Consider the following 26061-nt stretch of genomic DNA (forward strand, 5'->3'; position numbering starts at 1 on the left):
AAGGGCAGTGGCGCGCTTTTCGCGCTGTTCCAGGGGGCTGAGGCTGCGTGCATCGTTGGTCATTTTGAAAATACTGATTATGCTCTATCTTATTGCCGGATTAATATGTATAAAACTTTTAGCTATTAAGGCGATTAGGTGCAGGTATGGCCCCAAGGGGTCGGGGCCATCCCGCAATCACTCAAAGCTGGGCAGTTGCGGTTTGACCAACGGCTTGCCGGCAGCTTCCCAGGCATCGACACCGCCGCTGATCGAGCGCACCTGCAGGTAGCCCATCTCCAGCAGGCTGCAAGCGGCCAGAGCGGCGCGGCCGCTGGTCTTGCAGTAGAGGATGATCGACAGGTCGCGGGCGCTGAGCTCCGGCATGTTGCTCAGGCGAAACTCCAGCAAGCCGCGCGGGATATTGATTGCACCCGCCAGGTGGCCCGCCTGAAACTCGTCGGCTTCCCGCACATCGATCAGCACATCGGCCTGGCGGATCGCCTCGTCAGCCTCTTCCAGCGCGATTTCCGTGATACGGCTCTTGGCTGCTACAACCAGATCATGGGCATTTTTCATGATCGCCTCTCAGCGCTTGAGCTTGCAGGTCTTGAAGCCGAACAGGGTATAGGCCGGGCACCAGCCGAGTAGGCCGGTGGCCAGCGGCATGACGCCGATCCAGGCCCAGACCGGGCCGCCAGCCAATGCCCAGATGATCAGCACAAGGCCAATCAGGACGCGCGCGATCTTGTCGATACCACCAACATTCTTTTGCATGACGCTCTACCTCTATCGGGTGGACGGTGCAGTGCATGCCCTTCAGGGGCGATACATCTTCTGCGGATTCATTTTCGGGCTCCACGGCAAGTCGCTGTTCTGCCAGCCGTTTTGCAGACGCATGCCGGCCTGCGGCCCTTCCTTGAGGGCGGCGCCCTGGAAGCCGGCGATCACATAGCGGGCATTGGGGAAGCCATTGGCGCGCAGAAAGGCCGCGCTCGGCTCGCCACGCTCACTGCCGGAGCGGCACAGGGTGATGATTTCGGTGTTTTCATCCAGATCGCGCTTGTTCAGCTCGGCGCGGATCTCGTCAAGAAAGCGTGGATTCTGGTTGACCTGGTAAGTGCCGCGCTGCTCATCCCAGGCCCGGCGATCGACCAGCAGATAGGGCACATTGGTATGCACGGCATCGGTGAAGCCGACGAACATGATTTCGACCGGATCGCGCACATCAACGAACAGCACATTGCTGTCCTGCTGCGTGATGCGTGTGTGGACTTCCTCGGCGGTGACGGCAATCTCCACGGCCTGCGCCGTAAGGCTGCAGAGGCTCAGGGTGGCGGCGAGTAGCAGATGTTTCACGGCGAACGCTCCTTGCGGTGATCAAAGGCTGCCGGGCTCGGTCTGGATCGAGGCGGGGCATGCGCAGCCTTTATACGGGTGGGGGTATTTTCGCGCGTCTAGCCTATTGCGATTTTTGGAATATGTATAGACCAATTATTAATAAGAGGTGACGGCTAACCCCCATCGCCACCTCCTCCCGGTACAGGATAGGCGCTGCGGGGCATCAGGCGGTGTTCGGTGTGTCAGCGCTGGGCAGCGCGACTCAGCAGGCGCTTTTCCAGCTCGCCCAGCACCAACACCAGCAACCCGCAACCGGCGACCCAGCTCCAGCCCAGAAGATCCAGCGCCTGGGTGTTAAAGAGCGCCTGCAGCGGTGCCCAGTGGGTGAAGGCCAGTTGCAGGCACAGCACCAGCACGACCATACCCCAGACCAGCGGGTTGTCGCGCAGGCCAAAGGCGGCCGGAGCATTCAGACGCCTTGCACAGAACAGATAGCCGATCTCACCAGCGACCAGGGCATTGACTGCCAGGGTGCGGCACAACTCCAGCGGCAGGCCCTGGGCCTCGGCATACAGGAACAGGCCAAGGCTGACCGCCGTCAGCAGCAGTGAGACGAACAGGACCCGCCACAGCACCCAGGACGACAGCAGGGGGGCTGCTGGATCGCGGGGAGGCTGGCGCATCAGATCGCCTTCGGCCGGCTCGAAGGCCAGCGCCAGCGACAGGGTTACCGCCGTGAGCATGTTGACCCAGAGAATCTGCAGCGGGCTGATCGGCAGGGTCAGGCCCAGGGCAATGGCCATCAGCAGCACCAGCGCCTCACCGCCGTTGGTGGGCAGGATGAACAGAATCGATTTCTTCAGGTTGTCGTAGACCGCACGCCCCTCGGCCACGGCATGGGCGAGGGTGGCGAAGTTGTCGTCGGCCAGCACCATCTGCGCAGCTTCCTTGGCGGCTTCCGTGCCCTTGATGCCCATGGCGATGCCAATATCGGCGCGCTTGAGGGCCGGGGCATCATTGACCCCATCGCCGGTCATCGCCACCCGTGCGCCGCTAGCCTGCAGGCGTTCGACCAGGCGTAGCTTGTGCGCCGGACTGGTGCGGGCAAAGACCGAGGTGCTGGCCAGGCGGCTATCCAGTTCGGCATCACTCAGACGATCAAGGTCAGCACCGGTCAGCGCTGTACCAGCGGCTAACTCCAGGCGCTCGGCGATCACCTGGGCCGTGGCGGCATGGTCGCCCGTGATCATTTTTACGGCGATGCCCGCGCGGCGGCAGTCGCTAATCGCGCGGATCGCCTCCTCGCGCGGCGGGTCGAGCATGCCGACCAGACCGAGCAGGATGAAATCCCCCTGAAGGTCCGCGTAGTCGAGCAGGTTCTGCGGCGCTGCGAGGGGGCGCATTGCAACCCCGATCATGCGCAGGCCGTCACGGGCACCTTCCTCCAGCCGGCGGTGCCAGTGGCGCAGATCCAGCGGTTTGGCATGGCTATCCTCCCACTGGCGATTACACAGCTCGAGCAGTCGCTCCGGCGCACCAAACAGATAGATCAGCCCGTGCCCGGCGTGGTCGTGATGCAGGCTGGCCGTGAGGCGCAGCTCGGGGCTGAAGGGGATGGCATCCAGGCGCGGCAGGCGGGCCTGCTCATGGGCGGTATCAAAGCCGAGCTTGCCGGCCAGGGTCAGCAGTGCGGCTTCGGTCGGATCGCCACTGATCTGCCAGCCCTCGCTGCCCGGCAGCAGGCTGGCGTGGTTGGCCAGCAGTCCGGCGCGCGCCAGCTCCAACAGATCGGGATGCTGCTGCGGATCACACGCCGCTCCGTTCAGGCGCAGCGTGCCGCACGGTGCGTAACCGACGCCCTCAACGTGGTAATCGCCGTGGGTCGTGAAGACCCGCTGCACGGTCATCTCGTTGCGGGTCAGGGTGCCGGTCTTGTCCGAGCAGATCACCGTCACCGCCCCTAGGCTTTCCACCGCAGGCAGGCGCCGGATGATGGCGCGATGCCGGGCCATGCGCTGCGCGCCCAGTGCCAGCACGATGGTCAGCACCGCGGGCAGCCCCTCGGGAATCGCCGCCACGGCAAGGCCAACCGCGGCCATCAGCATCTCGTCCGGCGAGTAGCCGCGCCACAGCACGCCAACGGCGAAGGTCAAGAGGGCGAGGCCCAGAATGATCAGAGTCAACTGGCGGGCGAAGCGCTGCATGTCGGCCAGCAGCGGTGTCAGCAGGCTTTCCACCTGCCCAAGCAGGTGGCTGATTCGCCCGAGTTCAGTGGCGCTGCCGGTGGCTACCACCACGCCCGTGCCGCTGCCGGCACTGACCAGGGTGCCGGAATAGGCCATGCAGAGCCGGTCACCCAGGCTGGCCTCGGCCGGCACCGCGGCGCAGGATTTGCCGGCGGGCAGGGATTCGCCGGTCAGCATCGCCTCATCGATCCGCAGCTCGCGACACTCCAAAAGGCGCAGATCCGCTGGCACCCGATCGCCCGCTTCCAGCAGGATGATGTCCCCCGGCACCAGAGCTTCAGCCGGCAGGTTCTGCAGCAGGCCGTTACGACGCACCCGGCATTCGAGGCTGAGCAGACGCCGAATCGAGCGCATGGCCTGCTCGGCCTTGCCCTCTTGGATGAAGCCCACCCCGGCATTGATCAGCACCACGCCAAGGATCACCGCGCTGTCCAGCCATTCGCCGAGGGCGGCAACCAGTACCGCGCAGCCCAGCAGGACATAGATCAGCAGGTTATGGAACTGCAGCAGCAAGCGTTGCAGCCAGCCCTTGCCGGGCGCCTCGGGCAGACGATTGGCGCCGTGCTGTTGCAGGCGCTGCTCGGCCTGCTCGGCGCTGAGGCCACTGTAGTCGCTATCCAGTTGCGTCAGACAGTGCTGCGCCGCATGGGCATGCCAGGGGGTAGGGGTGGACATCCGGACACGACTCCGTGTGCCGAGCGAGGTGGCTACCCTGCGACGCTGCGCTCGAAGAAGTAGGGCTCCAGCAGATCCTGCATGCTGTAGAAACCATGGTCCTTTTGTAGCAGGTTTTGCGCCGCGAACAGCACGCCGTTGCCGAAGGCCTCACGGGCGATCGACTCATGGCTCAGGCGTACCGTCTGGTTGGGGAAGCCGAAGAGGATTTCGTGGCGCCCGACGATCCCGCCGGCGCGAATCGACTTGATTTCATCGCATGGCTTGTCGAGCGATTCGGCAATGACCTTGGCGGTGCCGGAGGTTTCCGGCTTGTTGGCAAAGTGTTCCTCGATAATTTCGATGTCCGCATCCGGGGCGATCTGCTTGAGGATCTTGGCCGCCAGGATCAGGAAGTTGATCCCCAGGGTGATGTTCGGGGACCAGAGAATACGGGTGTGTGCACCCAGGGCCTGTAGCTGCGCGATCCGCTCCTCGGGGTATTGGGAGATGGCGCTGATGATGGCGATGCCGCGCCGGGCGGCTTCCTCGGCATACAGCTCCAGTCCATCGCAGCAGGAGAAGTCGATGATCACATCGACCGGGTGGCGATCCAGCAGTTGTGTCATCGAAAGGTCGTGACGACCGAAGATGCGTGCCGGGTTGTTCGAGACGATGCCAAGGCATTCGGCGGCGGTTTTTTGCTCGGGGTTGGCTGAGCCGCGGATCACCCATTCCAGACGGGTGTCGCTGCTTTCGAGCAGGACGGAGGCGACCGATTTGCCGGTGCGCCCGAAGCCAATGAGTCCAACGTTCACTTTGTTACCCTCGGAGTTCTGGTTGTTGTAGTCCGAATGTGCAGGTTCTCCCGAATGGATGCAGGTGGCCGGGCGCTACCAGGATGGCCTGGCTTTGCCGGATGTTGCCTGCTTTATGTCGGTGGATGCCCTCCGGATCGCTCATCGGGCACAACACTCGCGGAGCGAACTTAACCCAGTGTTGATGACAGCGTCCATGCAGCAGGCGGCGGGTGTCCCCTTCTTTTAGTACCCCCTGGGGTACTGTGGAGAGGTCTCCAGCGCCCGTGAGCCGGGCGCTGTGGCGCTCTGAGCGGTCGGTAATATCCAGCAACAAAACCGATGCCGCGTACCGGCTGTACGCGGTGATTCACGGCCTTGCCGGTGACACAGACACGGGGTTTGCCGTGGTCAACTGGGCCACACAATCGCGTGGCCTCCATTGACGGGGCGAGGGGTGGGCTGCAAGGTAGCCGCCTTGTCGATCCCCCTGCGAGCGCTGGCCCCGGTACTGCATGCTGATTTTTTCCGCTCTTTTTCGCCGCCGATCACTGCTGAATCTTGCTGATATGCGGCGGTGCGGCCTTGTGCTGCTGGGGTTGTGGCTGGGCGTTCTGGCGGCGCCGCTGGAGGCCCGGTTGGCCGGGCCTTTGGAGGTGCGTCAGGCGGCAGCCGGGCGCGATCTGGCGGCGATTCGCGCCAGTGGCCAGCTGCGGGTGCTGATCAACCAGAGCCGCCACAGCGCCGGCGTGACCCGCGAGGGCATGCTGGGCAGCGAGTACCCCCGCCTGCGGGCGCTGGTGCAGCAGCTCAACCGTCAGTCCGCCGATGATCGGCAGATCCGTCTGGTGCTGGTGCCAAGACCCAAGGAGCAGTTGCTGGCGGCGCTGCTGCGGGGCGAAGGTGATCTGGTGGCCCCGGGAGAATTGCTGGCGGTGCGCCGCGATCAGCAGGTTGCCACCAGTCGGCCCGTGGAGCGCGAGGTGCCGCTGGTGATCGTCACCCGCCGGGGCGCACCGCGTCTGGCGCATCTGGAGCAACTGGCCGGCCGCAGCCTGGCCCTGCCCGCCGGCAGCGCGGCGCGCGGTGCGCTGCAGACACTCAACGCCACGCTGAAGCGCCCGCTGGTTGCCGACTGGCAGGACCCAAGCCTAGCGGTCGAGGATGTGCTGGAGCTGGTGCAGGCGGGTGTGCTGTCGATGACCGCCGTAGAGCTGCCGATTGCCCGGCGCTTTGCGCGCGTCTGGCCGCGCCTGCGCATCGACGAGCATCTGCGCCTGAGCGAGGGACAGGATCTCTACTGGTTCATGCACCGCAAGGCGCCGGCCCTGCGTGCGGCGGTCGATCAGTTTTTGCGCGGCTACCGGGCGAGTGCCGATCAGGAGGCAACGTTTTTGCGCACCTATCGGCGTCTGTACAAGGTGCATAACCCGCTGGGCCGCACCGAGCTGCAGCGTCTGCAGCGGGTGCGCGCCACGCTGCTACGCCACGCCAAGGCGCAGCAGCTGGACTGGCTGTGGCTGGCAGCGCTGGCCTACAAGGAATCGACCCTCAATCCGGCGGCCCGTGGCCGGGGTGGTGTCACCGGGCTGATGCAGGTCAGTCCGGCCACGGCGCGCAGCGTCGGGGTGAGTCATCCGGCCAGCCTTGAGGGCAATGTGCTGGCCGCCAGTCGCTATCTGGTCAGACTGCGCGAGCGCTTTTTCTCCGGCAGCCAGTTCAACGAGCGCGAGCGCATGGCTTTTATGCTGGCAGCCTACAACCTGGGGCCGCAGCGGGTGCAGCAGTTGCGCGCCGAGGCGCGTCGGCGCGGGCTTAACCCGTATCAGTGGTTCTTTCAGGTCGAGCGGGTGGCGGCGGAGCGGCACGGGATGGGGGTGGTCAGCTACGTCAGCAGCATCAACAAGTACCAGCTGATCTACAGCCGCGAGCGCTACCGTCTGGAGCCCTGACGCCGGCGCGCCCAGTACCGACGCGTGGGCGTCAGGGATACTCGATGGCGGTCAGGTACCAGAGCCGCTCACCGGCCGGCGTCTGCACCCGGACCTCGGCATCCAGCGGTTTGCCGAGCAGCGCGCGAGCCAGCGGGGAGTCGATGCTGATCAGGCCAGTCTTGAGATCCAGCTCATCGGTGCCGACCAGCCGGTAGCGCGCCTCCTCACCCTGTTCATCCTCCAGCGTGACCCAGGCGCCAAAGTAGACCCGCTGCGTATCGGCGGGGCGCTCATGCACCACCTTGAGCTGTTCAAGGCGCTTGCGCAGAAAGCGCACCCGGCTGTCGATTTCTCGCAGCATCTTCTTGCCGTAGGTGTACTCCGCATTCTCCGAGCGATCGCCCTGGGCTGCTGCTTCACTGACCGCCTGGGTCACCTGCGGGCGGCGCACCTGCCACAGCTCGCGCAGCTCGGCGCGCAGGCGGGCCTCGCCTTCGGGGGTGATCAGGGCGGTGCCGGCGGTGCGGGGTGGACGGTAGCGACTCATGCGCAGGATTCCTTGCACTCAGGATTCACGTAAGACACTCAGCGGACTGCTGCGCAGCACGCGGCGGGTGCCAAACAGCCCGGCCGCACCGACCAGCAGGGCGCCCAAAGGCAGCAGCAGGAGCAGTTCGGGGTGCGGTTGCCAGGGCAGATCCAGCACCCGGCGATAGAGCAGTGCGGTGACCAGCTCGCAGCCCAGCGCTGCCAGCAAGCCGCTGCTGGCGCCGAGCACGGTAAATTCACCGAGCCGCGCTTGCTGCAGCAGCCGGCGCTCTGCCCCCAGCGCGCGCAGCAGGGCGCCCTGACGCAGGCGCTCATCCAGGGTGGCCTGTAGCGCCGCGAACAGGACGGCCAGCCCGGCTGCCAGCACGAACAGCAGCACATACTCCACCGCCAGGCTCACTTGCGCCAGAATGCTGCGCAGCTGCTCCAGCAGCGCGCCAATCGGCAGCAGGGTGACGGTCGGGAACTGACGGGCCAGTGCCACCAGTGCGGCATCCTGGCCCTCGGGCAGGTGGAAGCTGGTCAGCCAGGTGACCGCAATTTCCTCGCGGCTGGCCGGGTTGAGGATCATGAAGAAGTTGGGCTGCAGGCTGTTCCAGTCGACGCTGCGCAGGCTGCTGACCCGCGCTTCCAGGCGCTGGCCGCCGATATCAAAGCCCAGCCGATCGCCGATCCCAACCCCGAGACTCGCCGCCAGCCCAGCCTCGACCGAGACCGCCGGGCCGTATCCGGCAGGCAGGGCCTCCCACCACTGACCCTCGATCACCCGGCTGGCGCTGCCCGGCTCTGCGCTCCAGGTCAGGTTGAGGTCACGGCGCAGCGCGCGCTGGCCACGAGAATCACCGGGCTCAACCGGGTCGTCAGGTTGGACATCGGCACCGTTGATGCTGATCAGGCGCCCCGGTGCCACCGGGTACAGCGGCGCACGGCTCACGCCAAGGGCCACCAGTTGTGTAGTGAAGGCCTCACGCTCGTCGCTGGCGATATTGAGGGCGAAGTGATTGGGCGCATCGCTGGCCAGCTGGGCCTGCCAGTCGTCCAGCAGCTCACTGCGCAGCAGCAGTACCACCGCCATGGCCAGCAGGATCAGGCCAAAGGCCAGCGACTGCCCAGCGGCGGCCAGCGGATGGCGCAGCAACTGGCCAAGACCCAGTCGCCAGGCCAGCCCGGCACCGGCCAGCAGCCGCCGCAGGCTGCGCAGCACTAAAAGCCACAGCCCGCCCAGCAGCAGCGCCGCCAGCAGGCCGCCGCCGAGCAGCGCCAGGGTCAGGGTCAGATCCAGACTCAGCCACCACATGATCGCCCCCAGCGCCAGCAGGGCAGCGCCCTGCACCAAGAGGCTGGAGAGAGGCAGCGGGGCCAGATCCCGACGCAGCACCCGCAGCGGGGAGACCCGCCCCAGCGCGGCGAGCGGCGGCAGGGCAAAGCCGCTCAGCGCCACCAGACCGACCGCGACGCCCAGCAGCGCCGGCCGCCAGCCCGGGGCGGGCAATTCGGCGGGCAACAGCTCGCCCAGCAGAGCGAACAGTCCCCACTGCGCCAGACCACCGAGCAGCACGCCGCTCAGGCTGGCCAGCAGGGCCAGCAGCAGGATCTGCAGGGTGAACAGTTGCAGCGCTGCACGGCGACTCAGGCCAAAGCAGCGCAGCATCGCGGCCAGATCGTAGCGCCGGGTGGCGAAGCGGTTGGCGGACAGCGCCACCGCCACCCCGGCCAGCAGCACGGCCGCCAGGCTGGCCAGGCCCAGATAGCGCTCGGCGCGCTGCAGGGCACCGCCGACCTGCTGATTGTCCTCCCGGGCATCGAGCAGGCGCTGCTGCGGGGCGAGCTGGTCACGCAGGGCCGCGCGATGGGCCGCCAGGGCGTTGCTGTCGCCGCGCCACAGGTCACGCCAGGTGACCCGGCTGCCCGGCTGCACCACGGCGGTGGCGGCCAGATCGTCGTAATGGATCAAAAGGCGCGGCGTGAAGCTGGCCAGGTTGCCGGCGCGGTCTGGCTCATAGGTCAGTACACGGGTCAGGCGGACACGGTGGCGGCCGACTTCCACCTGATCACCGATCGCAAGATTCAGGGCGATCAGCAGGCGGGCTTCGGCCCAGGCTTCACCGGGGGCCGGGCGCCCGCCGGGCTGTTCCTCGGCAAAGGGCGCGGCGGCGCTGCGCAGTTGTCCGCGCAGCGGGTAGGCGTCGTCGACGGCCTTGACGCTGGCCAGCTGCAGGCCGCTGTCGCTGGCGATCACGCTGGAGAACTCGACGCTGCGGGCATGCTGCAGGCCAAGGCGTTCGGCACTCTCCAGCTGTTCGGCCCGCGCCGGGGTGCTGCCGCGCAGCACCAGATCAGCAGCCAGAAACTCGCCGGCGCGCAGCAGCATCGCGCCGTTGAGGCGCTCGGTGAAATGCGCAATGGCGCTGCTGGCGGCCACCGCGATCAGCAGCGCGAAGAACAGGACCCGCAGCTCACCGGCGCGCGCCTCGCGGCGCAGCTGCCGCCCGGCCAGCGCCAGCAGCGCCCAGGCGGATAACCCCCGGCGCCCGTTCATGCCTCCACCACCCGGCGGCCCGATTCCAGACGCAGCTGTTGTGCGCAGCGCGCGGCCAGTCGGGCGTCATGGGTCACCAGCACCAGGGTGGTGCCTTGCTCGCGGTTGAGGCTGAACAGCAGTTCGGTGATGCGCTCGCCGGTCTGGCTGTCCAGGTTACCGGTCGGCTCGTCGGCAAACAGCAGCTGTGGCTCGCCGGCAAACGCCCGGGCGATGGCCACCCGCTGCTGCTCGCCACCGGAGAGCTGGCGCGGGTAGTGCCCGGTGCGCTGGCCCAAGCCGACCCGCTCCAGCAGCTCCTTGGCGCGTTGCCGGGCGTCACGCCGGCCCTCAAGCTCCAGCGGCAGCATGACGTTTTCCAGCGCGGTCAGGCTGTCGAGTAGTTGAAAGGACTGAAAGACAAAGCCGACCTGCTCGGCGCGCAGCCTGGCACGTTGATCCTCGTCCAGCCTCTCCAGCGCCTGGCCGGCCAGCTCGACCGAGCCACTGCTCGGGCTATCGAGCCCGGCCAAGAGGCCCAGCAGGGTGGATTTGCCCGAACCAGAGCGGCCGACGATGGCCAATGACTCGCCTTGCTGCAGTTCCAGGGACAGATCGTCAAGAATGGTCAGGGCGCCTTCCGGGGCCGGGACCACTTTGCTAAGGTTGCGCGCAACGAGAATGCTGGCTGGCATGGAGAATCCGATGGCTGTGAAGTGGCTGATGGCCGGACTGCTGTGGCTGCTGCTGGTGCCGCAGGCGCTGGCCGGGACCTTGCTGGTTGTCGGCGATAGTATCAGCGCGGCTTTCGGCCTGGAAACGCGCCAGGGCTGGGTGCATCTCCTTGAGCAGCGCCTGCGCGAACAGGCGCCGCACTGGCAGGTGGTGAATGCCTCGCGCAGCGGCGAGACCAGTGGTGGCGGGCGTTCGCGGCTGCCGGGGCTGCTCACGCGCCACGCCCCGCAGCTGGTGCTGATCGAGCTAGGCGGCAACGATGGCCTGCGTGGACAGCCGCTTGAGCAATTGCAACGAAATCTTGCCGGCATGGTGGAACAGGCGCGCACCGCGGGCGCGCAGGTGGTGCTGCTCGGCATGCAGTTGCCGCCCAATTACGGTCAGCGCTACACAGCGGGATTTGCCGCAGTGTTTGCCGAGGTGGCCCGCGCGCAGCAGGTGCCGCTGGTGCCGTTTTTCCTCGAGGGCGTGGGGGGGAATCCGGCCCTGATGCAGGCCGATGGCATCCATCCCAACGCCGCCGCCCAGCCTTACCTGCTGGAAAATGCCTGGCCGGTGCTGGCGCCGCTGCTGTGAGGCTTTTCCGCTTCGGGGCTTTCGGCTAAGGTTGCGCGCCGCTGCTCCGGAGCCCCTCCCTGATGTCTCGCCATGCCTGGTCGCTTTATGCCTATCGCCTGCTGATGCCCGGTGAGCAGCTGGATCTGTTCGCCTGTCAGGAGGTGCGCCTGCATCTGGTGGCCCGTCAGTTGGAGCTGGAGGATGCGGGCGATCATACGCTGTGCGGCAGTCTGCTCCCGGCGCGTCCTCACTGGCGCGATCTCGACCGGCAAATCCTCAAGGATCATCGCCTGTGTTCGGTGTGCCTGCAGCGTCTGCGCGCCGAGCGGCACGGCCTGCCGCGTGACTGGCCATTGCGCTGAGTCGCAGCGGCTGACCGCAGCTCGGCCGGCGGTGTACACTTTCTGACCAATTTCGACCCCCACAGGATGCCCTGATGCTACCGCGCACCTTTGTCGTTCGACCTTTGCTGGCCACCCTGGCTGCCCTGTCGCTGGCGGCGCCGGCGGCTGCGCTTACCCTGCCGCTGCCGCCACCGGGCGAGGATGTGGTGGGTGAGGTACGGGTGATCACGGCCAAGTACGAGGACACCTTTGCCGATATCGCCAGCGCCAACGATATGGGCTATCTGGAAATGGTGGCGGCCAATCCCGGTATCGATCCGTGGCTGCCGGGGGAGGGAGTGGAGATCACCTTGCCGACCCGCTACATCCTGCCGCCGGGGCCGCGCGAGGGCATCGTCATCAATCTGGCCGAGTACCGGCTCTATTACTTCCCGCCTGGGGAGAATGTGGTGCACACCTTCCCGCTGGGGATCGGCCGGGAGGGCTGGAACTCGCCGATTGCCAACACCACCATCACCGGCAAGTTCCCAAATCCGACCTGGACGCCGCCTAAGTCGATCCGCGAGGAGCACGCTGCTGAGGGCGATATCCTGCCGGCGGTCTTCCCGCCGGGCCCGGATAATCCGCTCGGGCCGTTCAAGTTTTCGCTGGGCACGCCGGGTTACCTGATCCACGGCTCCAACAAGAAGTTTGGCATCGGTATGCGCGTCAGCCACGGCTGCTTCCGCATGCTCAACCACAATGTGCTGGAGCTGGCGCGTCTGGCGCCGGTGGGTACCAAGGTGCGGATCATCAATGAGCCGTACAAGTTCGGGATCAGTCAGGGCAGCCTCTATTTCGAGGCCCATGCACCGCTGAGCGATACCGGCGAGCTGTCGATCGTCGATCGGCATGCCCAGGTGGTCAACACGCTGCTCAAGCATCAAGCGCTGCAGGAGCAGACGCTGCAACTGGACTGGGATGTGGTGCGCGAGGCGGCCGCCGCCGAATACGGCATGCCGGTGGAGATTGCCCAGCCGCGAGAGCTGGTAGCGGACGCCATACAGCCCTGAGCCGTTGGCGTGCGCAGCAACAGCCGGTCTGAAACACTGGCTGGCCAGAGTAGAGGCACAAAAAAACCGGCTCCCAAGGGAGCCGGTTTCGCAAATGCCAGATACGAGATCTGTTACTTGCGGCTGGCTTTTTCCAGCATGCGCAGGGCGCGCTCGTTGGCTTCGTCAGCGGTCTGCTGAGCCTTCTGGGCAGCAGTCAGCGCTTCGTCAGCCTTGCGGTAGGCTTCGTCAGCACGAGCCTGGGCGCGGGCAGCGGCGTCTTCGGTCGCGGTCAGGCGAGCTTCGGTTTCCTTGGAAACGCTGGAGCAGCCGACAGCCAGCAGGGCAGCCAGGGTCAGGGCGGAGGCTTTCAGGACAGTATTCATCGGATTCCCCTTTAAGGTCATTGATCCATTGCGGCAATCTCCCGAGTCGGGAAACTGACTGGCGCACATGGTACCTATAACTCTAGCCAAGTAAATCTGCCCAAGGTGGCAGAAGTGGGTTTTTTTGCAGATCGAGGCCGTTCTGCCCGCTGCCACGTGATTTTGGACAGGGCGGGGCCGGCTCTGTTAGCTTTCTGGACGACAGGCCCGCTGGGGCGGGTGCCAGTTTTTTAGGGGAGTGATGAAAGTGACCGCAGTCAGTGAAGTCCAGCACGATCCTGCGACCAAGCAGTTCACGCGGGTGGTCGATGGCCACCAGGCGTGTCTGTCGTATATGGATCTGGGGCGTCAGACCATCGATATCTACCGCACCTTTGTACCTGAAGCGCTGCGCGGGCGGGGCGTGGCGGCTGAGCTGGCTGAGGCGGCGCTGCTGTTTGCCGAGGCGCAGGGCTACACGGTGCTGGCCTCCTGCTCTTACGTCGAGCGCTACATGGAGCGTCGAGCGCGTCGCCCGGCCGCGCCTGCGCAGTAAGCGCTGCACACGAAAAGGCCGGGCAAATGGCTCGGCCTTCTTGTATCTGCGCGCTGTTGACTCAGCCGCGCTGGCGACGCGGCAGCACATCCTTGAGCTTGTCGCGCATGCCGCGGATCGACTTCTCGGTCGTCGCCCAGTCGATGCAGGCATCGGTGACCGACACGCCGTACTGCAGATCGCACAGGTTGCCCGGAATCGGCTGATTGCCCCAGTTCAGGTGGCTTTCCACCATCAGACCGATGATCGAGGTATTGCCTTCGAGGATCTGGTTGGCGACGTTATCCATCACCAGCGGCTGCAGGGCCGGATCCTTGTTGGAGTTGGCGTGGCTGCAGTCGACCATGATGTTGGCGGGGATCTTGGCCTTGGCCAGTTCCTGCTCGCACAGTGCCACGCTGACCGAATCATAGTTGGGCTTGCCGTTGCCGCCGCGCAGCACCACATGACCGTACTGGTTGCCTTTGGTGGTGACGATCGACACCTGGCCCAGCTGGTTGATGCCAAGGAAGCGGTGCGGACTGGATACCGACTGCAGCGCATTGATCGCCACGGTCAGGCTACCGTCGGTGCCATTCTTGAAGCCGACCGCCGAGGACAGGCCCGAGGCCATTTCGCGGTGGGTCTGGGATTCGGTGGTGCGCGCGCCGATCGCCGACCAGCTGATCAGATCCTGCAGGTACTGCGGGGAAATCGGGTCCAGCGCCTCGGTGGCGGTCGGCAGGCCCATCTCGGCCAGATCGCAGAGCAGCTGGCGGCCGATATGCAGGCCATCCTGGATCTTGAAGGAGTCATCCATGTACGGATCGTTGATCAGGCCTTTCCAGCCCACCGTGGTGCGCGGCTTCTCGAAGTACACACGCATCACCAGGAACAGCGTATCGGCGACTTCGGCCGCCAGCACCTTGAGGCGCTCGGCGTACTCGTGGGCTGCCTTGATGTCGTGAATCGAGCAGGGACCGATCACCACGAACAGGCGGTGATCCTTGCCGTCGAGGATGTCGCGTACCACCTGGCGACCATGACTGACCGTGTGCATGGCCGACTCGGTGAGCGGCATTTCCTGTTTCAGCTGCTCGGGCGTGATCAGCGCCTCGTTGGAGGCAATGTTGAGATCATTGATCGGTAAATCAGCCATCGTGTTACTCGCAGTTCCTTGAAGCCGGCCGCCAATCGGGCCCGTGGCGGTGCGCGGCAGGGGGATAACGGGATGGCGGAACCTTACCCTTTCCGCCTTGCCCTTCACAATAAAGACTTTCGATCACGGCCTTAGCCGACCGGTATCGGGTTGTTGTGCGATCAACGCACGCCGTGGCGGAGCAGTGCTTGCCGTTGCCCGGTCTGCGGTCGATAGTGCGCGCTGATTCATGACAGGAGCAGGTTGAATGAATTCTTCCTATCGTCCGCGCATCGGTGTCATCGGCACCGGCGCCATTGGTGGCTACTACGGTCTGATGCTGGCGCGTGCCGGTTTTGAGGTGCATTTTTTGCTGCGCAGCGAGTACGCCGCGGTGCGTGAGCAGGGCCTGACGGTGCGGCATGCTGAGCTCGGTGAGCTGCACCTGCCCAGCGTGCAGGCCTGGCAGGATGTGGCCGAGATGCCGCCCTGCGACTGGCTGCTGGTCGGTGCCAAGAGCACCTCCAACAGCGAGCTGGCTCCGCTGATCGTGCAGGCCGCTGCTCCGGGGGCCAAGGTGGTGCTACTGCAGAACGGGCTGGGAGTGGAGGATACGCTGCGCCCGCTGCTGCCGGAGAGTCTGCATCTTTTGGGGGGGGCTGTGCTTCATCTGCGCCCATCGCGAGGCACCGGGGGTAGTGGTGCACCAGTCCCAGGGTGTCTGCAACCTGGGTTATCACAGTGGCCCGGCCAGTGCGGCCGAGCGGCAGGCGCTGCTGGAGCAGGGCGTTGGCTGGCTGCGTGAGGCGGGCATCGACTCCAGTGTCCTCAACGACCTGAGCGCGGCGCGCTGGCAGAAGTTGGTGTGGAACATCCCCTACAACGGCGTCTCGGTTCTGCTCAATGCCAGCACCCGGCCGCTGATGCAGCAGGCCGAGAGCCGTGCCCTGCTGGAAGCGCTGATGGAAGAGGTGATCGTCGCTGCCCGGCAAGCCGGTGCCCGCCTGCCCGAGCATTATGCGCAGAAGCTGCTGGCCTACACCGACCGCATGCCCGACTACCTGCCCAGCATGTACCACGACTTTGCCCAGGGGCGGCCGGCGGAGCTGGAGTCCATCTACGCGGCACCGTTGGCGGCGGTCAGCGCGCTGGGCTGCGACATGCCGCGGGTGCGTCAGCTGTATCAGGCCCTGTGCTTCCTGCAGGCGCGCGGCGCTGCCTGAGATCCAGGGTTCGGCTTGGCGGTATTTATGGTCTAAGATGCGGGTGTGCTGCATTTTTCTGGTTATAAGTGACGCCGCTGCCACGGCGGGTCCGTGCGTCCGTCTTGAGGTGATCGATGAAACTTCAGCAACTGCGTTACATCTGGGAAGTGGCCCACCACGACCTCAACGTCTCGGCCACGGCGCAAAGTCTCTATACCTCGCAGCCTGGGATCAGCAAGCAGATCCGCCTGCTGGAGGATGAGCTGGGTGTCGAGGTCTTTGCCCGCAGTGGCAAGCACCTGACCCGTATCACGCCGGCCGGTGAGCGGATCATCCATACCGCCGGGGACATCCTGCGCAAGGTCGAGAGCATCAAGCAGATCGCCCAGGAGTTCTCCAACGAGAAAAAGGGCACCCTGTCGATCGCCACCACCCACACCCAGGCCCGCTACGCCTTGCCGCAGGTGATCGGTGACTTCATTCAGCAATACCCCGATGTGGCGCTGCACATGCATCAGGGGACACCGACCCAGATTGCCGAGATGGCCGCCGATGGCACCGTGGACTTTGCGATTGCTACCGAAGCCCTGGAGCGCCATGGTGATCTGGTGATGATGCCCTGCTATCGCTGGAATCGCTGCGTTGTGGTGCCGCAAGGTCATCCGCTGGCGCAGTTGCCCAAGCTCACGCTGGCGGCGCTGGCCGAGTATCCGATCGTCACCTATGTGTTCGGCTTTACCGGGCGCTCCAAACTCGATGAAGCCTTCGGGGAGCACGGGCTGGAGCCGCGGGTGGTGTTCACGGCCGCTGATGCCGACGTGATCAAGACCTATGTGCGCCTGGGGCTTGGGGTCGGGATAGTGGCGCGCATGGCGGTCGATGCGGAGCAGGACAAGGATCTGGTGGTGCTCGATGCCAGCGAGCTGTTCGAGTCGAGCGTCACGCGCATTGGTTTTCGGCGTGGCACCTTCCTGCGTGGCTTCATGCTCGATTTCATCGAGCGCTTCGCCCCGCACCTGACCCGCGAGCGGGTTCTCGATGCCGTGCAGTGTCGCAACAAGGCGGAGCTGGATGAGCTGTTTGCGGATGTCGAGCTGCCCGTCTGCTGAGGGCTGGCTGAGCGTTTGAGCGCACAAGGCCCGGCGATCATGCCGGGCTTTGTGCTTTACGGGGGTGGTCAGTTGCGGGCAATCAGGTTGCCGGCATGCAGGCCACACTCCTTGTGGGTGGCTTCCTCCCACCACCAGCGGCCCTCGCGCTCGTGCTGATTGGGCAGCACCGGGCGCGTGCAGGGCTCGCAGCCGATGCTGATATAGCCCTGCTCATGCAGCGGGTTGTAGGGGATCTCCAGCATGCGGATGTAGCCCCAGACTTCCGCGCTGCTCATGTTGGCCAGCGGGTTGAACTTGTACAGCGGCTTGTCGGGCGTCGAGAAGGCGCCGTCCAGCTCCAGCACCGCCACCTGGCTGCGCGTGCCGGGGCTCTGGTCGCGGCGCTGGCCGGTGGCCCAGGCGCTCACGGTGGCCAGCTTGCGCTTGAGCGGCTCGATCTTGCGGATGCCGCAGCATTCGCCGTGGCCGTCCTTGTAGAAGCTGAACAGGCCCTTCTCGCGCACCAGAGGCTCCAGCAGGCGCGAATCCGGCGACAGCACCTCGATGGCGATACCGTAGTGCTCGCGGACCTGCTCGATGAAGCGGTAGGTCTGCGCGTGCAGGCGGCCGGTGTCGAGGCTGAACACCCGGACGTTCTTGTTCAGCTTCCAGGCCATGTCCACCAGCACCACATCCTCGGCGCCGCTGAAGGAGATCCACAGGTCGTCGCCGAAGTGCTCGAAGGCGAGCTTGAGCACCTCCTGCGGGGACTTGTCGGCGTAGGCGGCCGCCAGGGCGGCAACATCGAAGGTCTGGGTCATCGGCAATTCCACAGGGTCAGGGCGGTGCCGTGATGGTAGCAGCAAGGCATTTATGCGTTGAAATAACGAAGTAGGCTCCCAAGGCACACATTCGGTTATATGGCCTGACCAGCGACTGGCAAGGCTCCGGTGCTTTTTCAGCCGCCACGCCACGCGCTGCGTTGCGCCCCGGCAGGCAAGCGGCTAGAGTGCCGCCTCGAATTTCGTCTGCTCATCGAGGAGTTTGCTGTGGAAATCGCCTGCCTTGATCTTGAAGGTGTACTGGTCCCGGAGATCTGGATTGCCTTCGCTGAAAAAACCGGGATCGACGCGCTCAAGGCGACCACCCGCGACATTCCCGACTATGACGTACTGATGAAGCAGCGCCTGCGCATCCTTGACGAGCACGGCCTCAAGCTCAAGGACATCCAGGACGTGATCGCCACCCTCAAGCCGCTGGATGGCGCGGTGGAGTTCATCGACTGGCTGCGCGAGCGCTTCCAGGTGGTGATCCTCTCCGACACCTTCTATGAGTTCTCCCAGCCGCTGATGCGCCAGCTCGGCTTCCCGACCCTGCTGTGCCACAAGCTGATCACCGACGAAACCGATCGCGTGATCGACTATCAGCTGCGCCAGAAGGATCCCAAGCGTCAGTCGGTGATCGCGCTGAAGAGCCTGTACTACCGCGTGATTGCCGCCGGTGACTCCTATAACGACACCACCATGCTCAGCGAGGCCCACGCCGGCATCCTGTTCCACGCGCCGGATAATGTGATTGCTGAGTTCCCGCAGTTCCCGGCGGTGCATACCTTCCAGGACCTCAAGCACGAGTTCCTCAAGGCATCGCTGCGCGATCTGCGCCCCTGATCGCTCGCGGCGTAAGCCGCCCGCACGCCTTGCAAAGCCCCTGCCGATTGGCCGGGGCTTTTTTGTATCGGTGGGCGGCAGGTTAGCGGGCAGTGTCAGGCGGCCGGTAAGGTCAGCCGCCTTTCAGGCCACCGGCGCGCCCGGCGGAGCCAGAAACACCCTGATGGCTTCCAGTACCTGCTCGGGATGCTCACGATGCGGGAAGTGCCCGCAGTCTGGCAGGATCAGGGTCTGACTGGCTGGGCCGGGCAGGGCGCTCAGGCGCTCGGCATGCCGGGGGGTGCCGTACTCGTCCTCGGCGCCATGCACGGCCAGCAGCGGGCAGGCCAGCGCCGCGGCCTGCTGCTCGATGCTCCAGTCGGCAAATGTGCTGTCCAGCCAGGTGTCGATCCAGGCGGCGAGCGTCCACGGGGCCTTGTCCGCGTGGTAGCGCTGCAGGCGCTCCTGCTGCGCCGCGTGCTGGAAGAACTGCTGCGCCTCACGTACCCCGGTCAGGGTCTGCGCTTCGACAAAGGTAATGGCTGAGAGGGTCACCAGCGCTTCGCAGCGCTCGTGATGCTGCGCCGCACAGGTAACGGCCATCGCCCCGCCGACGCTGTGGCCGATCACGACGAAGCGCTCGATCGCCAGCGCCTGGCACAGCAGCGGGAAGTAGCGCTCGATCTCCTCCTGCATGAAGTGCCGTGACCAGCCGCCAGGATGCGGGCAGGAGCGACCAAACCCCAGGCGGTCATAGGCAATCACCGCCCGCCCGGTGGCTGCGCACAGCCGCTCAGGGAAATCCCGCCATAACTCCACGCAGCCCAGCGAATCGTGAAACAGCACGATCGGTGCCGGCGCCAGCCGCTCGGCTGTTGTGTGCGGCTGCCAGTGCCGCACGAACAGACGCCCCTGCCCGCTGTCGAGCCAGTGATCGGTATGGACAATGCTCGAAGTCATGGAGATACCTCGCGAAGTGAACAGCTCTTTGAGATAGCAGGTCCGCGAGCAGACGTCGAGGCAGGATCAGCGCGTCAGCAGGCGTAACGGGCTGTGCAGGGCCAGCATGTGCTGCTGTTTGATGCTGACTTGGTGTGCCTTCATCGCGTCCCAGCCTGGTTGCCAGCCGCCCAGATCGAGATTGTCCAGATGCGCCGCTTGCCTCGACTGGCGAAGAAAATGCGCGCGGCTGCCCTGGGCCAGCAGCGGCTCGTCCAGCTCCGGCAGCAGCCACTGGCGGGCACCTAGCGCCGCAGCGATCGCCAGACCGGCAGGGTCGTAGTCGACAAAGGCTGTAATCAGCGTGCTGGCCGGCAGCGCGGTGAGTAGGCGCCGCGTGCCGCGGGCCAGACCGCTGTGACCGCGGTACAACACCAGGCCGCCGGAAAGCTCGACCGGGGCGGCGTAGTGCTGCCAGTCATCGAAGCTGTCGAGGTTCTCGATCACCAGCACCTGCTCGATAGCCGCGAGATTCAGGCTGGCCAGCGGCACGCGCAGGCTCAGTTCGGAGCTGAGGGTCGGCAGCGGCGTGGGCAGCTGGCCCTTAACCAGCACGAAGCCATCATCCGGGCGCTGAGGTGCGACCTTTTCGTCAATGAAGCCCTGCCGTGCCGCCTCAAGACGGCTGCCGCGCGGGCCGTCGGCCAGCAAGTCACGGCTGCCGCTGGCGCGCTCGGCCTCCTGGCGCAGGATGCGCAGCATCGTGTCGCTGAAGTAAAGGTGCTTGCCGCGGGGCTCGCCCACCTCCAGCTCTGCATGGATCTGCCGCCAGACTGGGCCGAGCGCCACGCTGTTATCGCGCTGACGCAGCAGGTTGTGGATCGCCTGCCAGTGGCGTGCGCCGAGCTTCACGCCAGTCCCAGGCGCACATCGCGGACGATGAAGTTGCCGGAGTACACCGGGTCCGGCGCACCGAGCGGGTCCAGCTCGAAGCAGCGCTTGTGCTCCTCGGGCAGGCCCTCATAGCCGCCGATTACCTGGTACAGCCAGCTTTCCGCATCCCAGGGCAGATTCTGCTGCGCCCGCCACTGCAGCGCCGAGAGCGGCTGGCTGTTGTCGATGACTGCGCAGAAGTAGGCCGACACCGCCTTACGGATCGGGTTGACCGCGATCTCGAAGTCTTCCACTGCACCGAGCAGCAGCTCGCCGGCGCTGCCGGGCGGGCTGGTCAGTGCGTCGGCTGGTGCCAGTGTGCGCAGCTGCGCCAGCAAGCCGAGCAGGTCGCTTTCGTGCTGCGGGTTGTGGATGTCCACCGTGGCTGGGGCGAGGCAGGGCGCCGCGAGGTTGAGGAGCGCCGGCAGCTTGGGCTGCGCGGCATGCTTGCCGACCTGATAATCCGGCTGCTGCTCAAGATGCAGCAGCCAGCCCTTGAGCAGCCGGGTGCGCCCGCGGATCTGGCGGAAGCGACCGAGCAGCTCGAGCAGGCGGGCCTGGACGATGCTTAGCTCCTGGGTGCAGGCGCTGACCGTGCGCTGCAGGTTGGCGACCAGCAGGCGGCGCAGTTCGCGCAGCTCGCCCGCGGCCTCGGCCAGCTCCTCGAAGCTGATCAGCTCAAGGCCTGCGAGCAGCTCGCTGACCTGCGCCTGCGCCAGCTCGTTCTCGCGGATCTTGGCGTTGAGGGTGCCGACGTAGCCGAACTCGTTGTTGATCCGGCTCCACAGCACGCGGATACCGTGGCCGAGACGCTCGCCGAAGGCATAGACGTGCTCACGCAGGTCGGTCAGGTAGGCGTCGGCCGCGGCGTAGTCACCCTGGTGGCGGGCTTCCCGATAGTGCGCGGCGAGGGTCTTGAAGGTGGCCAGAGCGCTGCCGGTGTTGGCGTCGATCTGCCGGTTGCGCTCATCGTGCAGCGCTTCCTCGAGCAATGCGCGCACCGCGCGGCGCAGGTGCAGATTCGCGCCCGGTTCGGGACGGTAGAGGATACCGTCCCTGACCAGCCGCTCCTGCAGCGCCGGCTCCAGTGCCTGCTCGGACAGCGAGCCGGCGAGATAAGCCGCCATGATCGCCTCGGCCTGGCGGCCCAGCTGGCGCAGGAAACGCACCCCGGCCTCATGCAGGTTGCCGCTCACAGCAGATTCCCCTGACTGGCCGCCTCGGCGCGCGCCTCCAGCGCCAGGCCCTCGCTTTCGTCGATGAAGCGGATCACCTCGTAGAGGTATTCCAGCTTGCCGGTGCCCAGATAAATCTGCTTCTCCGGGTTGGGGCGGATCAGGTAGCCCAGCTCGCAGAGGCGCTTGAACACCTGCTTGATCTGCCCGTCGACGCTGCTGCTGGTCGAGCCGAACAGCCGGTAGTGGCTGATCCGCGCCAGCTGCTCGCGGAACGCCGGGGTGTCCTCGACGATGCTCTGTAGTTCATTGAGGCGCAGCGCGCTGCCCTCGCTGAGCGGTGCGTCCTGGGCGCCGGCCTCCTGCACCAGCACCAGCCACTCGACCAGCGGGGCGAGGGCGCTGCAGACGTCGCGGAACTGCTGGCCGACCAGCTTGCGCTGCTCGTCGCCGAGCTGGCGCCAGGCGCAGAAGAACACCTCGCCCTCACCCATGGCGCCGACCGTGGCGACCTGGCGGTTGAGGGTGGCCAGATAGTCATCGACCTGCTCGCGGTTGGCCGCGGTGCGCAGAAAGCGCCAGCCATCCTCGTCACTGGTGCGGCAGATGAACTCGCCCTTGAGCAGGCGTTCGATCACGTGTCCCTTGCTCGACAGCATCTCAGGCCACCTCCGGGCGGTTGCGCTGCTTCAGGCGTTCGGCGATCGGATCGGGCTGTGGCCGGACCACCTGCAGCTGGCGGGTCTGCTTGTTGACGATGTAGCGGTTCTTGAACAGCGCCAGCACCTCGGAGTCCGGGTTGGGGAAGGCGCCGAGGATGCGGATGTCGTTGCTTGAGCAGGCGTCGAAGATCTTCTTCACGTTGGTGTGGTGCAGGGTACCCAGCTCGTCGATCGGCCAGTGGATGGTCGCCGGGGCGTTGCCGCGCAGCAGGCGGGTGAAGGCAAGCAGGAACTTGCAGAGGATCAGGTAGGCCATGCCGTGGCTGGATGATTCGTTGAGCTGGCGGTCGGTGCGGATCACCAGGTCGCTGTTGCCCTCGCGCAGGCGCAGCTCGATCTCCAGCAACGCGGCAATGCCGCCGCCCAGCGCCGAGCGGCCGATGATGTCGAGGGCGCGACGCATGCTGCGCGTGTAGTCCTCGCCGGGCAGTTCGCTGAAGCCGCTCTCGCGCCACTCGCGGAACGCCTGGATGAAGGCCTTAAGCTCCGGCCAGAACTCCAGCTCGCTGATCCGCGAGCGGATGCGCACCGCGGACTCCGACACGCCGTCGAGGAACAGCTCCTCGCTGACCTCGCGGGTGATCCGCGCGCTCTGCGTGGCGATGCGCCGGTCGATGTCGGCGAGCACCTCGTAGTAGGCGTTGAGGTCGATACCGAAGATCTTGCCCTGCTCGCGCAGCGCAGTGAGGCTCTGCGGCACCATGACGTTGAGCAGCTGCGCCAGGTGCGGCACCAAGCGGCGGTAGTCGAGGCTGGGGATGCCGCGCTCGCTGCTCTGGGTGCACTCCTCGCGGCTGCGCTCCCAGGTTTCCGCCAGGCTCGAGCCGGACTGGCTGGCGATCAGGCTGTCGAAGCGCTCGACGTGGGCCTTGATCGCCGTCAGACCCTGCTCGCGGGCCTGCAGCAGCTCCTCGCCGAGGCGCAGGCGCTCGTCCAGCTCGCCGGGTGCGGGCGCACCGCCTATGGACAACTTCAGCTCACTGATGCGGCGCAGCAGGCTTTTGAGGCGGGTGAGGGCGTCGTCGAGCCGGCCCTTACTCTGCAGGGCGCGGGCGCGCTGTGCTTCCAGCTCTGCACGCTCACCCTTGTAGGCGGCGCTGGCGGCCTTGAGCTGCTGGTCGAGGCTGTCCGCGCGGCGGCGGCTCTCGCTCAGCTCGGTCTGCAGGCGGGGCTTGCGCTGCAGCCAGCTGTGCCGGTACCAGTCGTCGTAGCGCAGCACCTCGGGGCGGCGCTGCTCGGTGCGCTGGATGCGCTCGGCCAGACCTTGGATCTGCCGCTTGAGGCCGACGATCACACTCTCGTCGACGCCGCGCGACTTCAGCTCGGCCTGGTACCAGCGCTCGCACTCGGCCAGCTCGCCCTGGGCTTTGTCGCGGCGCTCGGCGGCGGCGGCCTTGAGCTGGCGGATCTGCCCCTCGAGGCTGCCAAGCACCTGCTGCCAGTGCGCGGCCACTTCCATGCGCTCGGCGCTGTGCTGAGCCTTGAGCTCGTCCTGCCAGGCGTCGCGTTCGCCGGCCAGCCGCTTGAGCGCATGATCCTGCTCGACCAGCTGTCGGCGCGCCTGGCTGCGCCGCTCCTGCAGCGCGGCATCCAGTCGGTCCTTCTGGCTGCGCCGTTCCTCGCGCAGGCGCTGGCGATCGTCGCGGCGGCCCTGCGATTCGCTGCGGGCGATGACCAGCTGGCGCTGCAGCTCGTCGAGGGCGGCGCTGGTCTCGACCAAGCGCGCCTCGGCGTCCTGCTGCTGGTTCTGTGCATCCTGCAGGGCATCTTTGGCCAGTTGCTGGCGCTGGTACAGCGCTTGCTCGCTGGCCGCGTAGTCGGGGGTGTCGAGGGCGGCGAGGTCGAGCTGCAGGCCGAACAGGCTGTCGCCGGCCGCGTCGTCCAGCGCCGGCTTGAGGTCGCTGCGCTGCAGCAGCGCCGGGTGGATCACCTTGCCGAGCCGCGCCTCCCAGCCCGGCTGCTCGCGACGCAGGAACTCCAGCAGGGTGTGATGGCCGGGATGGAGTATGCGCTCCAGCTCGTCGAGCTGTTCCTGGCGCTCCAGCACGCGGCGGGCGCACAGGCCCAGCGCGCTGTTGGCCTCGTCACGCTGGCTGCGCCGCTGGCGTTCCTGACTCTCCAGCTGGCGCACCTGCGCCTCGGCGGCATCGACCCGCTCGTCGGCCTCCTCGAGGCGGCGGTCGAGGATCGCCAGGGCGAGGTTCTCCTCCTCGCGGTAGCCGACGCTGGCGATCTGCTGCTCAAGACGGCCGCGTTCGAGCTTCAGCGCGTACTCGCGCTGGCTGAACTCTTCGAGGCCCTGCTGGCGGCGCCCGGCGAACTGCCGCTCGATGCCGTTGAGCGCCTCGTCCTGGGCGCTCTTCTGCAGGTCGCGCTCCTCGCGCAGCGCGTCCTGCTGGGCCTGCAGCTGCTCCAGTGCCAGGCCGAGCTGGTCCTTGATCGCCTGCTGGCGCTCGAGCAGGGCGCGCTCGATGTCCTGGTGCTGTGCGGTGAGCAGGCGCTGGCGGGCCTGCAGGTTGCCCAGTTCGTCCTGCCAGGCGCCGAGCTGCTCGAGGTCGGCGCGGGCCTGGTCGATGTCAGCATCCAGGTAGCCTTGGTACTGCTGCTCGATCTGCTCCAGTTCGGCGTCGATCCGCGTGATGTCGCCGCGCGCCGCCGAAAGGCCCTGGTTGAGCTCGTCACGCTGGCTCCTCCAGCGCTCCTCCAGCTGATCGAGGGCAAAGCCGCTCTGCTCGATCAGCGCGGCATTCTCTTCCTGGCGCTGGTACAGACGCGATTCATCGCTGCGATAGCCTTGCAGCAGGCCGCCGAGCCGCGCCTCGCCGGTCAGCAGTTGCTGGTATTCGCCCTCGAGCTGCTCGAACTCCGGGCGGGTCGCGTTGAAGCCCTGGATCAGCCGGCTGTCGCGGATCCAGTCCTCGACCCGCTGCAGGTTGAGCTGGGTGGCCGGCGGGGTGACGCCGTCCTCCTCGAGGATCGCTGCGACCATCGATTTGATGGTCTCCATCTTGCCCTCGCGCGAGTGCACCGCACGGGCCAGCTTCTCGATGTGGCGCAGCGAGTGCTCGCTGTCGCACAGCGAGAACTGCCGCGCCCAGCTGCGCAGCTCGACGCGGTCGCTGTCGCCGGCCAGTAGGCTGCGGTCGTTCTGGATGATGGCGCGGAACTGGCGGGTGTTGAGCAGGCGGGTGACGGCGACGCCGGCCTGCTTGTAGCGGCGGCCGAGCTCCTCCATGGTCAGGCAGGTGATCGCCTCGCCCTGGCGGCTCTTCACGTAGTCGTCCAGCGCAAAGCCCTTGTGCACCAGGCGGTAGGCCACGCCCTTGCCGCCGCTGGCCGCGGCGAGCACCACCTGGCACAGCTGCTCGTCCATGCGCCGGTACTCGTAGATGATGAAGCTCTGCTCGGTGGGCAGGTACCAGCGCTCGAAGCTGTCGCGGGTGGCCGGCACCACGCGGCTCGGGTACTCGCCGTAGAACACCGGCACCAGGCGCTGCAGGGTGGTCTTGCCGGAGGCGTTGGTACCGCAGATGTTGGTGTGGTCATCGACCAGCAGCTCGACCACGCCCGCGAGGTGGGTGTTGATCAGGATGATGCGGTTGAGACTGGGCATGGGGGTCCTTTAT

The 26061-nt window shown here is 66.2% G+C and carries 23 protein-coding genes and 1 pseudogene; 8 read left to right on the forward strand and 16 right to left on the reverse strand.

The annotated features are described in order from the left end of the window. Positions 1–177: 177 nt before the first annotated feature. From MXC11_RS07630 to MXC11_RS12205, 5 genes are all read right to left on the reverse strand, one after another. Complete coding sequence (locus MXC11_RS07630) at positions 178–558, reverse strand: rhodanese-like domain-containing protein (RefSeq protein WP_250007248.1); 381 nt, start codon at positions 556–558, stop codon at positions 178–180. A gap of 9 nt (positions 559–567) precedes the next feature. Then, entirely contained in the window at positions 568–756 is a 189-nt protein-coding gene (locus MXC11_RS07635) for a YgaP family membrane protein (protein ID WP_250007250.1), read from the reverse strand. A gap of 42 nt (positions 757–798) precedes the next feature. Further along, complete coding sequence (locus tag MXC11_RS07640) at positions 799–1338, reverse strand: rhodanese-like domain-containing protein (protein ID WP_250007253.1); 540 nt, start codon at positions 1336–1338, stop codon at positions 799–801. 224 nt (positions 1339–1562) lie between these two features. Next, a complete protein-coding gene (locus MXC11_RS07645; protein ID WP_250007254.1) occupies positions 1563–4241 on the reverse strand; it encodes a cation-translocating P-type ATPase in 2679 nt (892 codons plus the stop codon). Between the two features lie 32 nt (positions 4242–4273). Next, positions 4274–5038, reverse strand: coding sequence for a 4-hydroxy-tetrahydrodipicolinate reductase (locus MXC11_RS12205; RefSeq protein ID WP_250007256.1), 765 nt, complete (start codon positions 5036–5038; stop codon positions 4274–4276). A 548-nt stretch (positions 5039–5586) separates the two neighbouring features. Here MXC11_RS12205 and MXC11_RS07655 point away from each other — a divergent pair. Beyond that, positions 5587–6969 carry an MltF family protein gene (locus MXC11_RS07655; protein ID WP_250007258.1) on the forward strand — a complete coding sequence of 461 codons (1383 nt, stop codon included), beginning with the start codon at positions 5587–5589 and terminating at the stop codon, positions 6967–6969. Positions 6970–7000: 31 nt separating this feature from the next. Here MXC11_RS07655 and greB read toward each other — a convergent pair whose 3' ends face one another. The 3 genes from greB to MXC11_RS07670 are packed head-to-tail and all read right to left on the reverse strand — an operon-like array spanning position 7001 to position 10713. Beyond that, positions 7001–7498, reverse strand: coding sequence for a transcription elongation factor GreB (greB, locus tag MXC11_RS07660; RefSeq protein WP_250007260.1), 498 nt, complete (start codon positions 7496–7498; stop codon positions 7001–7003). An 18-nt stretch (positions 7499–7516) separates the two neighbouring features. Beyond that, the gene (locus MXC11_RS07665; protein WP_250007262.1) at positions 7517–10039 is read right to left on the reverse strand and encodes an ABC transporter permease; all 2523 of its coding nucleotides are present in this window, start codon (positions 10037–10039) and stop codon (positions 7517–7519) included. After that, positions 10036–10713: an ABC transporter ATP-binding protein gene (locus MXC11_RS07670; protein ID WP_250007264.1), complete on the reverse strand. Its 678-nt coding sequence runs from the start codon at positions 10711–10713 to the stop codon at positions 10036–10038. The genes MXC11_RS07665 and MXC11_RS07670 overlap by 4 nt, the downstream gene beginning before the upstream one ends. 10 nt (positions 10714–10723) lie before the next feature. On the opposite strand from MXC11_RS07670, the gene MXC11_RS07675 reads away from it, so the two are divergent. The 3 genes from MXC11_RS07675 (at position 10724) to MXC11_RS07685 (ending at position 12707) form a co-directional block, all read left to right on the forward strand. After that, a complete protein-coding gene (locus MXC11_RS07675; RefSeq protein ID WP_250007266.1) occupies positions 10724–11329 on the forward strand; it encodes an arylesterase in 606 nt (201 codons plus the stop codon). A gap of 62 nt (positions 11330–11391) precedes the next feature. Next, positions 11392–11673, forward strand: coding sequence for a hypothetical protein (locus tag MXC11_RS07680; protein ID WP_250007269.1), 282 nt, complete (start codon positions 11392–11394; stop codon positions 11671–11673). A gap of 74 nt (positions 11674–11747) precedes the next feature. Next, on the forward strand, positions 11748–12707 hold the full coding sequence (locus MXC11_RS07685) for a L,D-transpeptidase family protein (RefSeq protein WP_250007271.1): 960 nt from the start codon (positions 11748–11750) through the stop codon (positions 12705–12707). Positions 12708–12820: 113 nt separating this feature from the next. Here the strand turns inward: MXC11_RS07685 and MXC11_RS07690 are convergent, their stop codons facing one another. After that, complete coding sequence (locus MXC11_RS07690; RefSeq protein ID WP_250007273.1) at positions 12821–13072, reverse strand: Lpp/OprI family alanine-zipper lipoprotein; 252 nt, start codon at positions 13070–13072, stop codon at positions 12821–12823. 241 nt (positions 13073–13313) lie between these two features. Between MXC11_RS07690 and MXC11_RS07695 the strand changes: the two genes are divergently transcribed. Continuing rightward, complete coding sequence (locus MXC11_RS07695; RefSeq protein WP_250007275.1) at positions 13314–13607, forward strand: GNAT family N-acetyltransferase; 294 nt, start codon at positions 13314–13316, stop codon at positions 13605–13607. 61 nt (positions 13608–13668) lie between these two features. Here MXC11_RS07695 and MXC11_RS07700 read toward each other — a convergent pair whose 3' ends face one another. After that, positions 13669–14745, reverse strand: coding sequence for a 3-deoxy-7-phosphoheptulonate synthase (locus MXC11_RS07700; RefSeq protein WP_250007277.1), 1077 nt, complete (start codon positions 14743–14745; stop codon positions 13669–13671). A 247-nt stretch (positions 14746–14992) separates the two neighbouring features. Here MXC11_RS07700 and MXC11_RS07705 point away from each other — a divergent pair. Further along, positions 14993–15947: pseudogene (locus MXC11_RS07705) on the forward strand (putative 2-dehydropantoate 2-reductase). A 116-nt stretch (positions 15948–16063) separates the two neighbouring features. Next, on the forward strand, positions 16064–17038 hold the full coding sequence (cysB, locus tag MXC11_RS07710; protein ID WP_250007285.1) for an HTH-type transcriptional regulator CysB: 975 nt from the start codon (positions 16064–16066) through the stop codon (positions 17036–17038). A gap of 68 nt (positions 17039–17106) precedes the next feature. Here the strand turns inward: cysB and MXC11_RS07715 are convergent, their stop codons facing one another. Beyond that, entirely contained in the window at positions 17107–17841 is a 735-nt protein-coding gene (locus tag MXC11_RS07715) for a phosphoadenylyl-sulfate reductase (RefSeq protein WP_250007287.1), read from the reverse strand. A 228-nt stretch (positions 17842–18069) separates the two neighbouring features. Here MXC11_RS07715 and thrH point away from each other — a divergent pair, with 228 nt between their 5' ends. Further along, positions 18070–18687, forward strand: coding sequence for a bifunctional phosphoserine phosphatase/homoserine phosphotransferase ThrH (gene thrH / locus MXC11_RS07720; RefSeq protein WP_250007289.1), 618 nt, complete (start codon positions 18070–18072; stop codon positions 18685–18687). A gap of 123 nt (positions 18688–18810) precedes the next feature. Here the strand turns inward: thrH and MXC11_RS07725 are convergent, their stop codons facing one another. From MXC11_RS07725 to MXC11_RS07745, 5 genes are all read right to left on the reverse strand, one after another. Continuing rightward, on the reverse strand, positions 18811–19626 hold the full coding sequence (locus MXC11_RS07725; protein WP_250007291.1) for an alpha/beta fold hydrolase: 816 nt from the start codon (positions 19624–19626) through the stop codon (positions 18811–18813). Positions 19627–19692: 66 nt separating this feature from the next. Next, positions 19693–20517 carry a DUF7281 domain-containing protein gene (locus MXC11_RS07730; RefSeq protein WP_250007293.1) on the reverse strand — a complete coding sequence of 275 codons (825 nt, stop codon included), beginning with the start codon at positions 20515–20517 and terminating at the stop codon, positions 19693–19695. Beyond that, complete coding sequence (locus MXC11_RS07735) at positions 20514–21734, reverse strand: phosphoenolpyruvate carboxylase (RefSeq protein WP_250007295.1); 1221 nt, start codon at positions 21732–21734, stop codon at positions 20514–20516. The genes MXC11_RS07730 and MXC11_RS07735 overlap by 4 nt, the downstream gene beginning before the upstream one ends. Then, positions 21731–22372 (reverse strand): hypothetical protein, encoded by a 642-nt coding sequence (locus tag MXC11_RS07740; protein WP_250007297.1) that lies wholly within the window; start codon positions 22370–22372, stop codon positions 21731–21733. The genes MXC11_RS07735 and MXC11_RS07740 overlap by 4 nt, the downstream gene beginning before the upstream one ends. Before the next feature lies 1 nt (position 22373). Continuing rightward, a complete protein-coding gene (locus MXC11_RS07745) occupies positions 22374–26048 on the reverse strand; it encodes an ATP-binding protein (protein WP_250007299.1) in 3675 nt (1224 codons plus the stop codon). Between the last annotated feature and the right edge of the window lie 13 nt (positions 26049–26061).

The sequence above is a fragment of the Pseudomonas eutrophicaquae genome (genome assembly GCF_023544715.1).
Taxonomy (GTDB): Bacteria; Pseudomonadota; Gammaproteobacteria; order Pseudomonadales; family Pseudomonadaceae; genus Geopseudomonas.

Excerpts from the sequence above, each read along its gene's own strand:
- MXC11_RS07670 (WP_250007264.1), bottom strand. The coding sequence starts at position 10,713 with ATGCCAGCCAGCATTCTCGTTGCGCGCAACCTTAGCAAAGTGGTCCCG.
- MXC11_RS07680 (WP_250007269.1), top strand. The coding sequence starts at position 11,392 with ATGTCTCGCCATGCCTGGTCGCTTTATGCCTATCGCCTGCTGATGCCC.
- MXC11_RS07700 (WP_250007277.1), bottom strand. The coding sequence starts at position 14,745 with ATGGCTGATTTACCGATCAATGATCTCAACATTGCCTCCAACGAGGCG.
- MXC11_RS07690 (WP_250007273.1), bottom strand. The coding sequence starts at position 13,072 with ATGAATACTGTCCTGAAAGCCTCCGCCCTGACCCTGGCTGCCCTGCTG.
- MXC11_RS07655 (WP_250007258.1), top strand. The coding sequence starts at position 5,587 with ATGCGGCGGTGCGGCCTTGTGCTGCTGGGGTTGTGGCTGGGCGTTCTG.
- MXC11_RS07695 (WP_250007275.1), top strand. The coding sequence starts at position 13,314 with ATGAAAGTGACCGCAGTCAGTGAAGTCCAGCACGATCCTGCGACCAAG.
- MXC11_RS07630 (WP_250007248.1), bottom strand. The coding sequence starts at position 558 with ATGAAAAATGCCCATGATCTGGTTGTAGCAGCCAAGAGCCGTATCACG.
- MXC11_RS07685 (WP_250007271.1), top strand. The coding sequence starts at position 11,748 with ATGCTACCGCGCACCTTTGTCGTTCGACCTTTGCTGGCCACCCTGGCT.
- MXC11_RS07645 (WP_250007254.1), bottom strand. The coding sequence starts at position 4,241 with ATGTCCACCCCTACCCCCTGGCATGCCCATGCGGCGCAGCACTGTCTG.
- MXC11_RS07725 (WP_250007291.1), bottom strand. The coding sequence starts at position 19,626 with ATGACTTCGAGCATTGTCCATACCGATCACTGGCTCGACAGCGGGCAG.
- greB (WP_250007260.1), bottom strand. The coding sequence starts at position 7,498 with ATGAGTCGCTACCGTCCACCCCGCACCGCCGGCACCGCCCTGATCACC.
- MXC11_RS07635 (WP_250007250.1), bottom strand. The coding sequence starts at position 756 with ATGCAAAAGAATGTTGGTGGTATCGACAAGATCGCGCGCGTCCTGATT.
- MXC11_RS07715 (WP_250007287.1), bottom strand. The coding sequence starts at position 17,841 with ATGACCCAGACCTTCGATGTTGCCGCCCTGGCGGCCGCCTACGCCGAC.
- MXC11_RS07675 (WP_250007266.1), top strand. The coding sequence starts at position 10,724 with ATGGCTGTGAAGTGGCTGATGGCCGGACTGCTGTGGCTGCTGCTGGTG.
- MXC11_RS07740 (WP_250007297.1), bottom strand. The coding sequence starts at position 22,372 with ATGCTGTCGAGCAAGGGACACGTGATCGAACGCCTGCTCAAGGGCGAG.
- MXC11_RS07665 (WP_250007262.1), bottom strand. The coding sequence starts at position 10,039 with ATGAACGGGCGCCGGGGGTTATCCGCCTGGGCGCTGCTGGCGCTGGCC.
- cysB (WP_250007285.1), top strand. The coding sequence starts at position 16,064 with ATGAAACTTCAGCAACTGCGTTACATCTGGGAAGTGGCCCACCACGAC.
- MXC11_RS07745 (WP_250007299.1), bottom strand. The coding sequence starts at position 26,048 with ATGCCCAGTCTCAACCGCATCATCCTGATCAACACCCACCTCGCGGGC.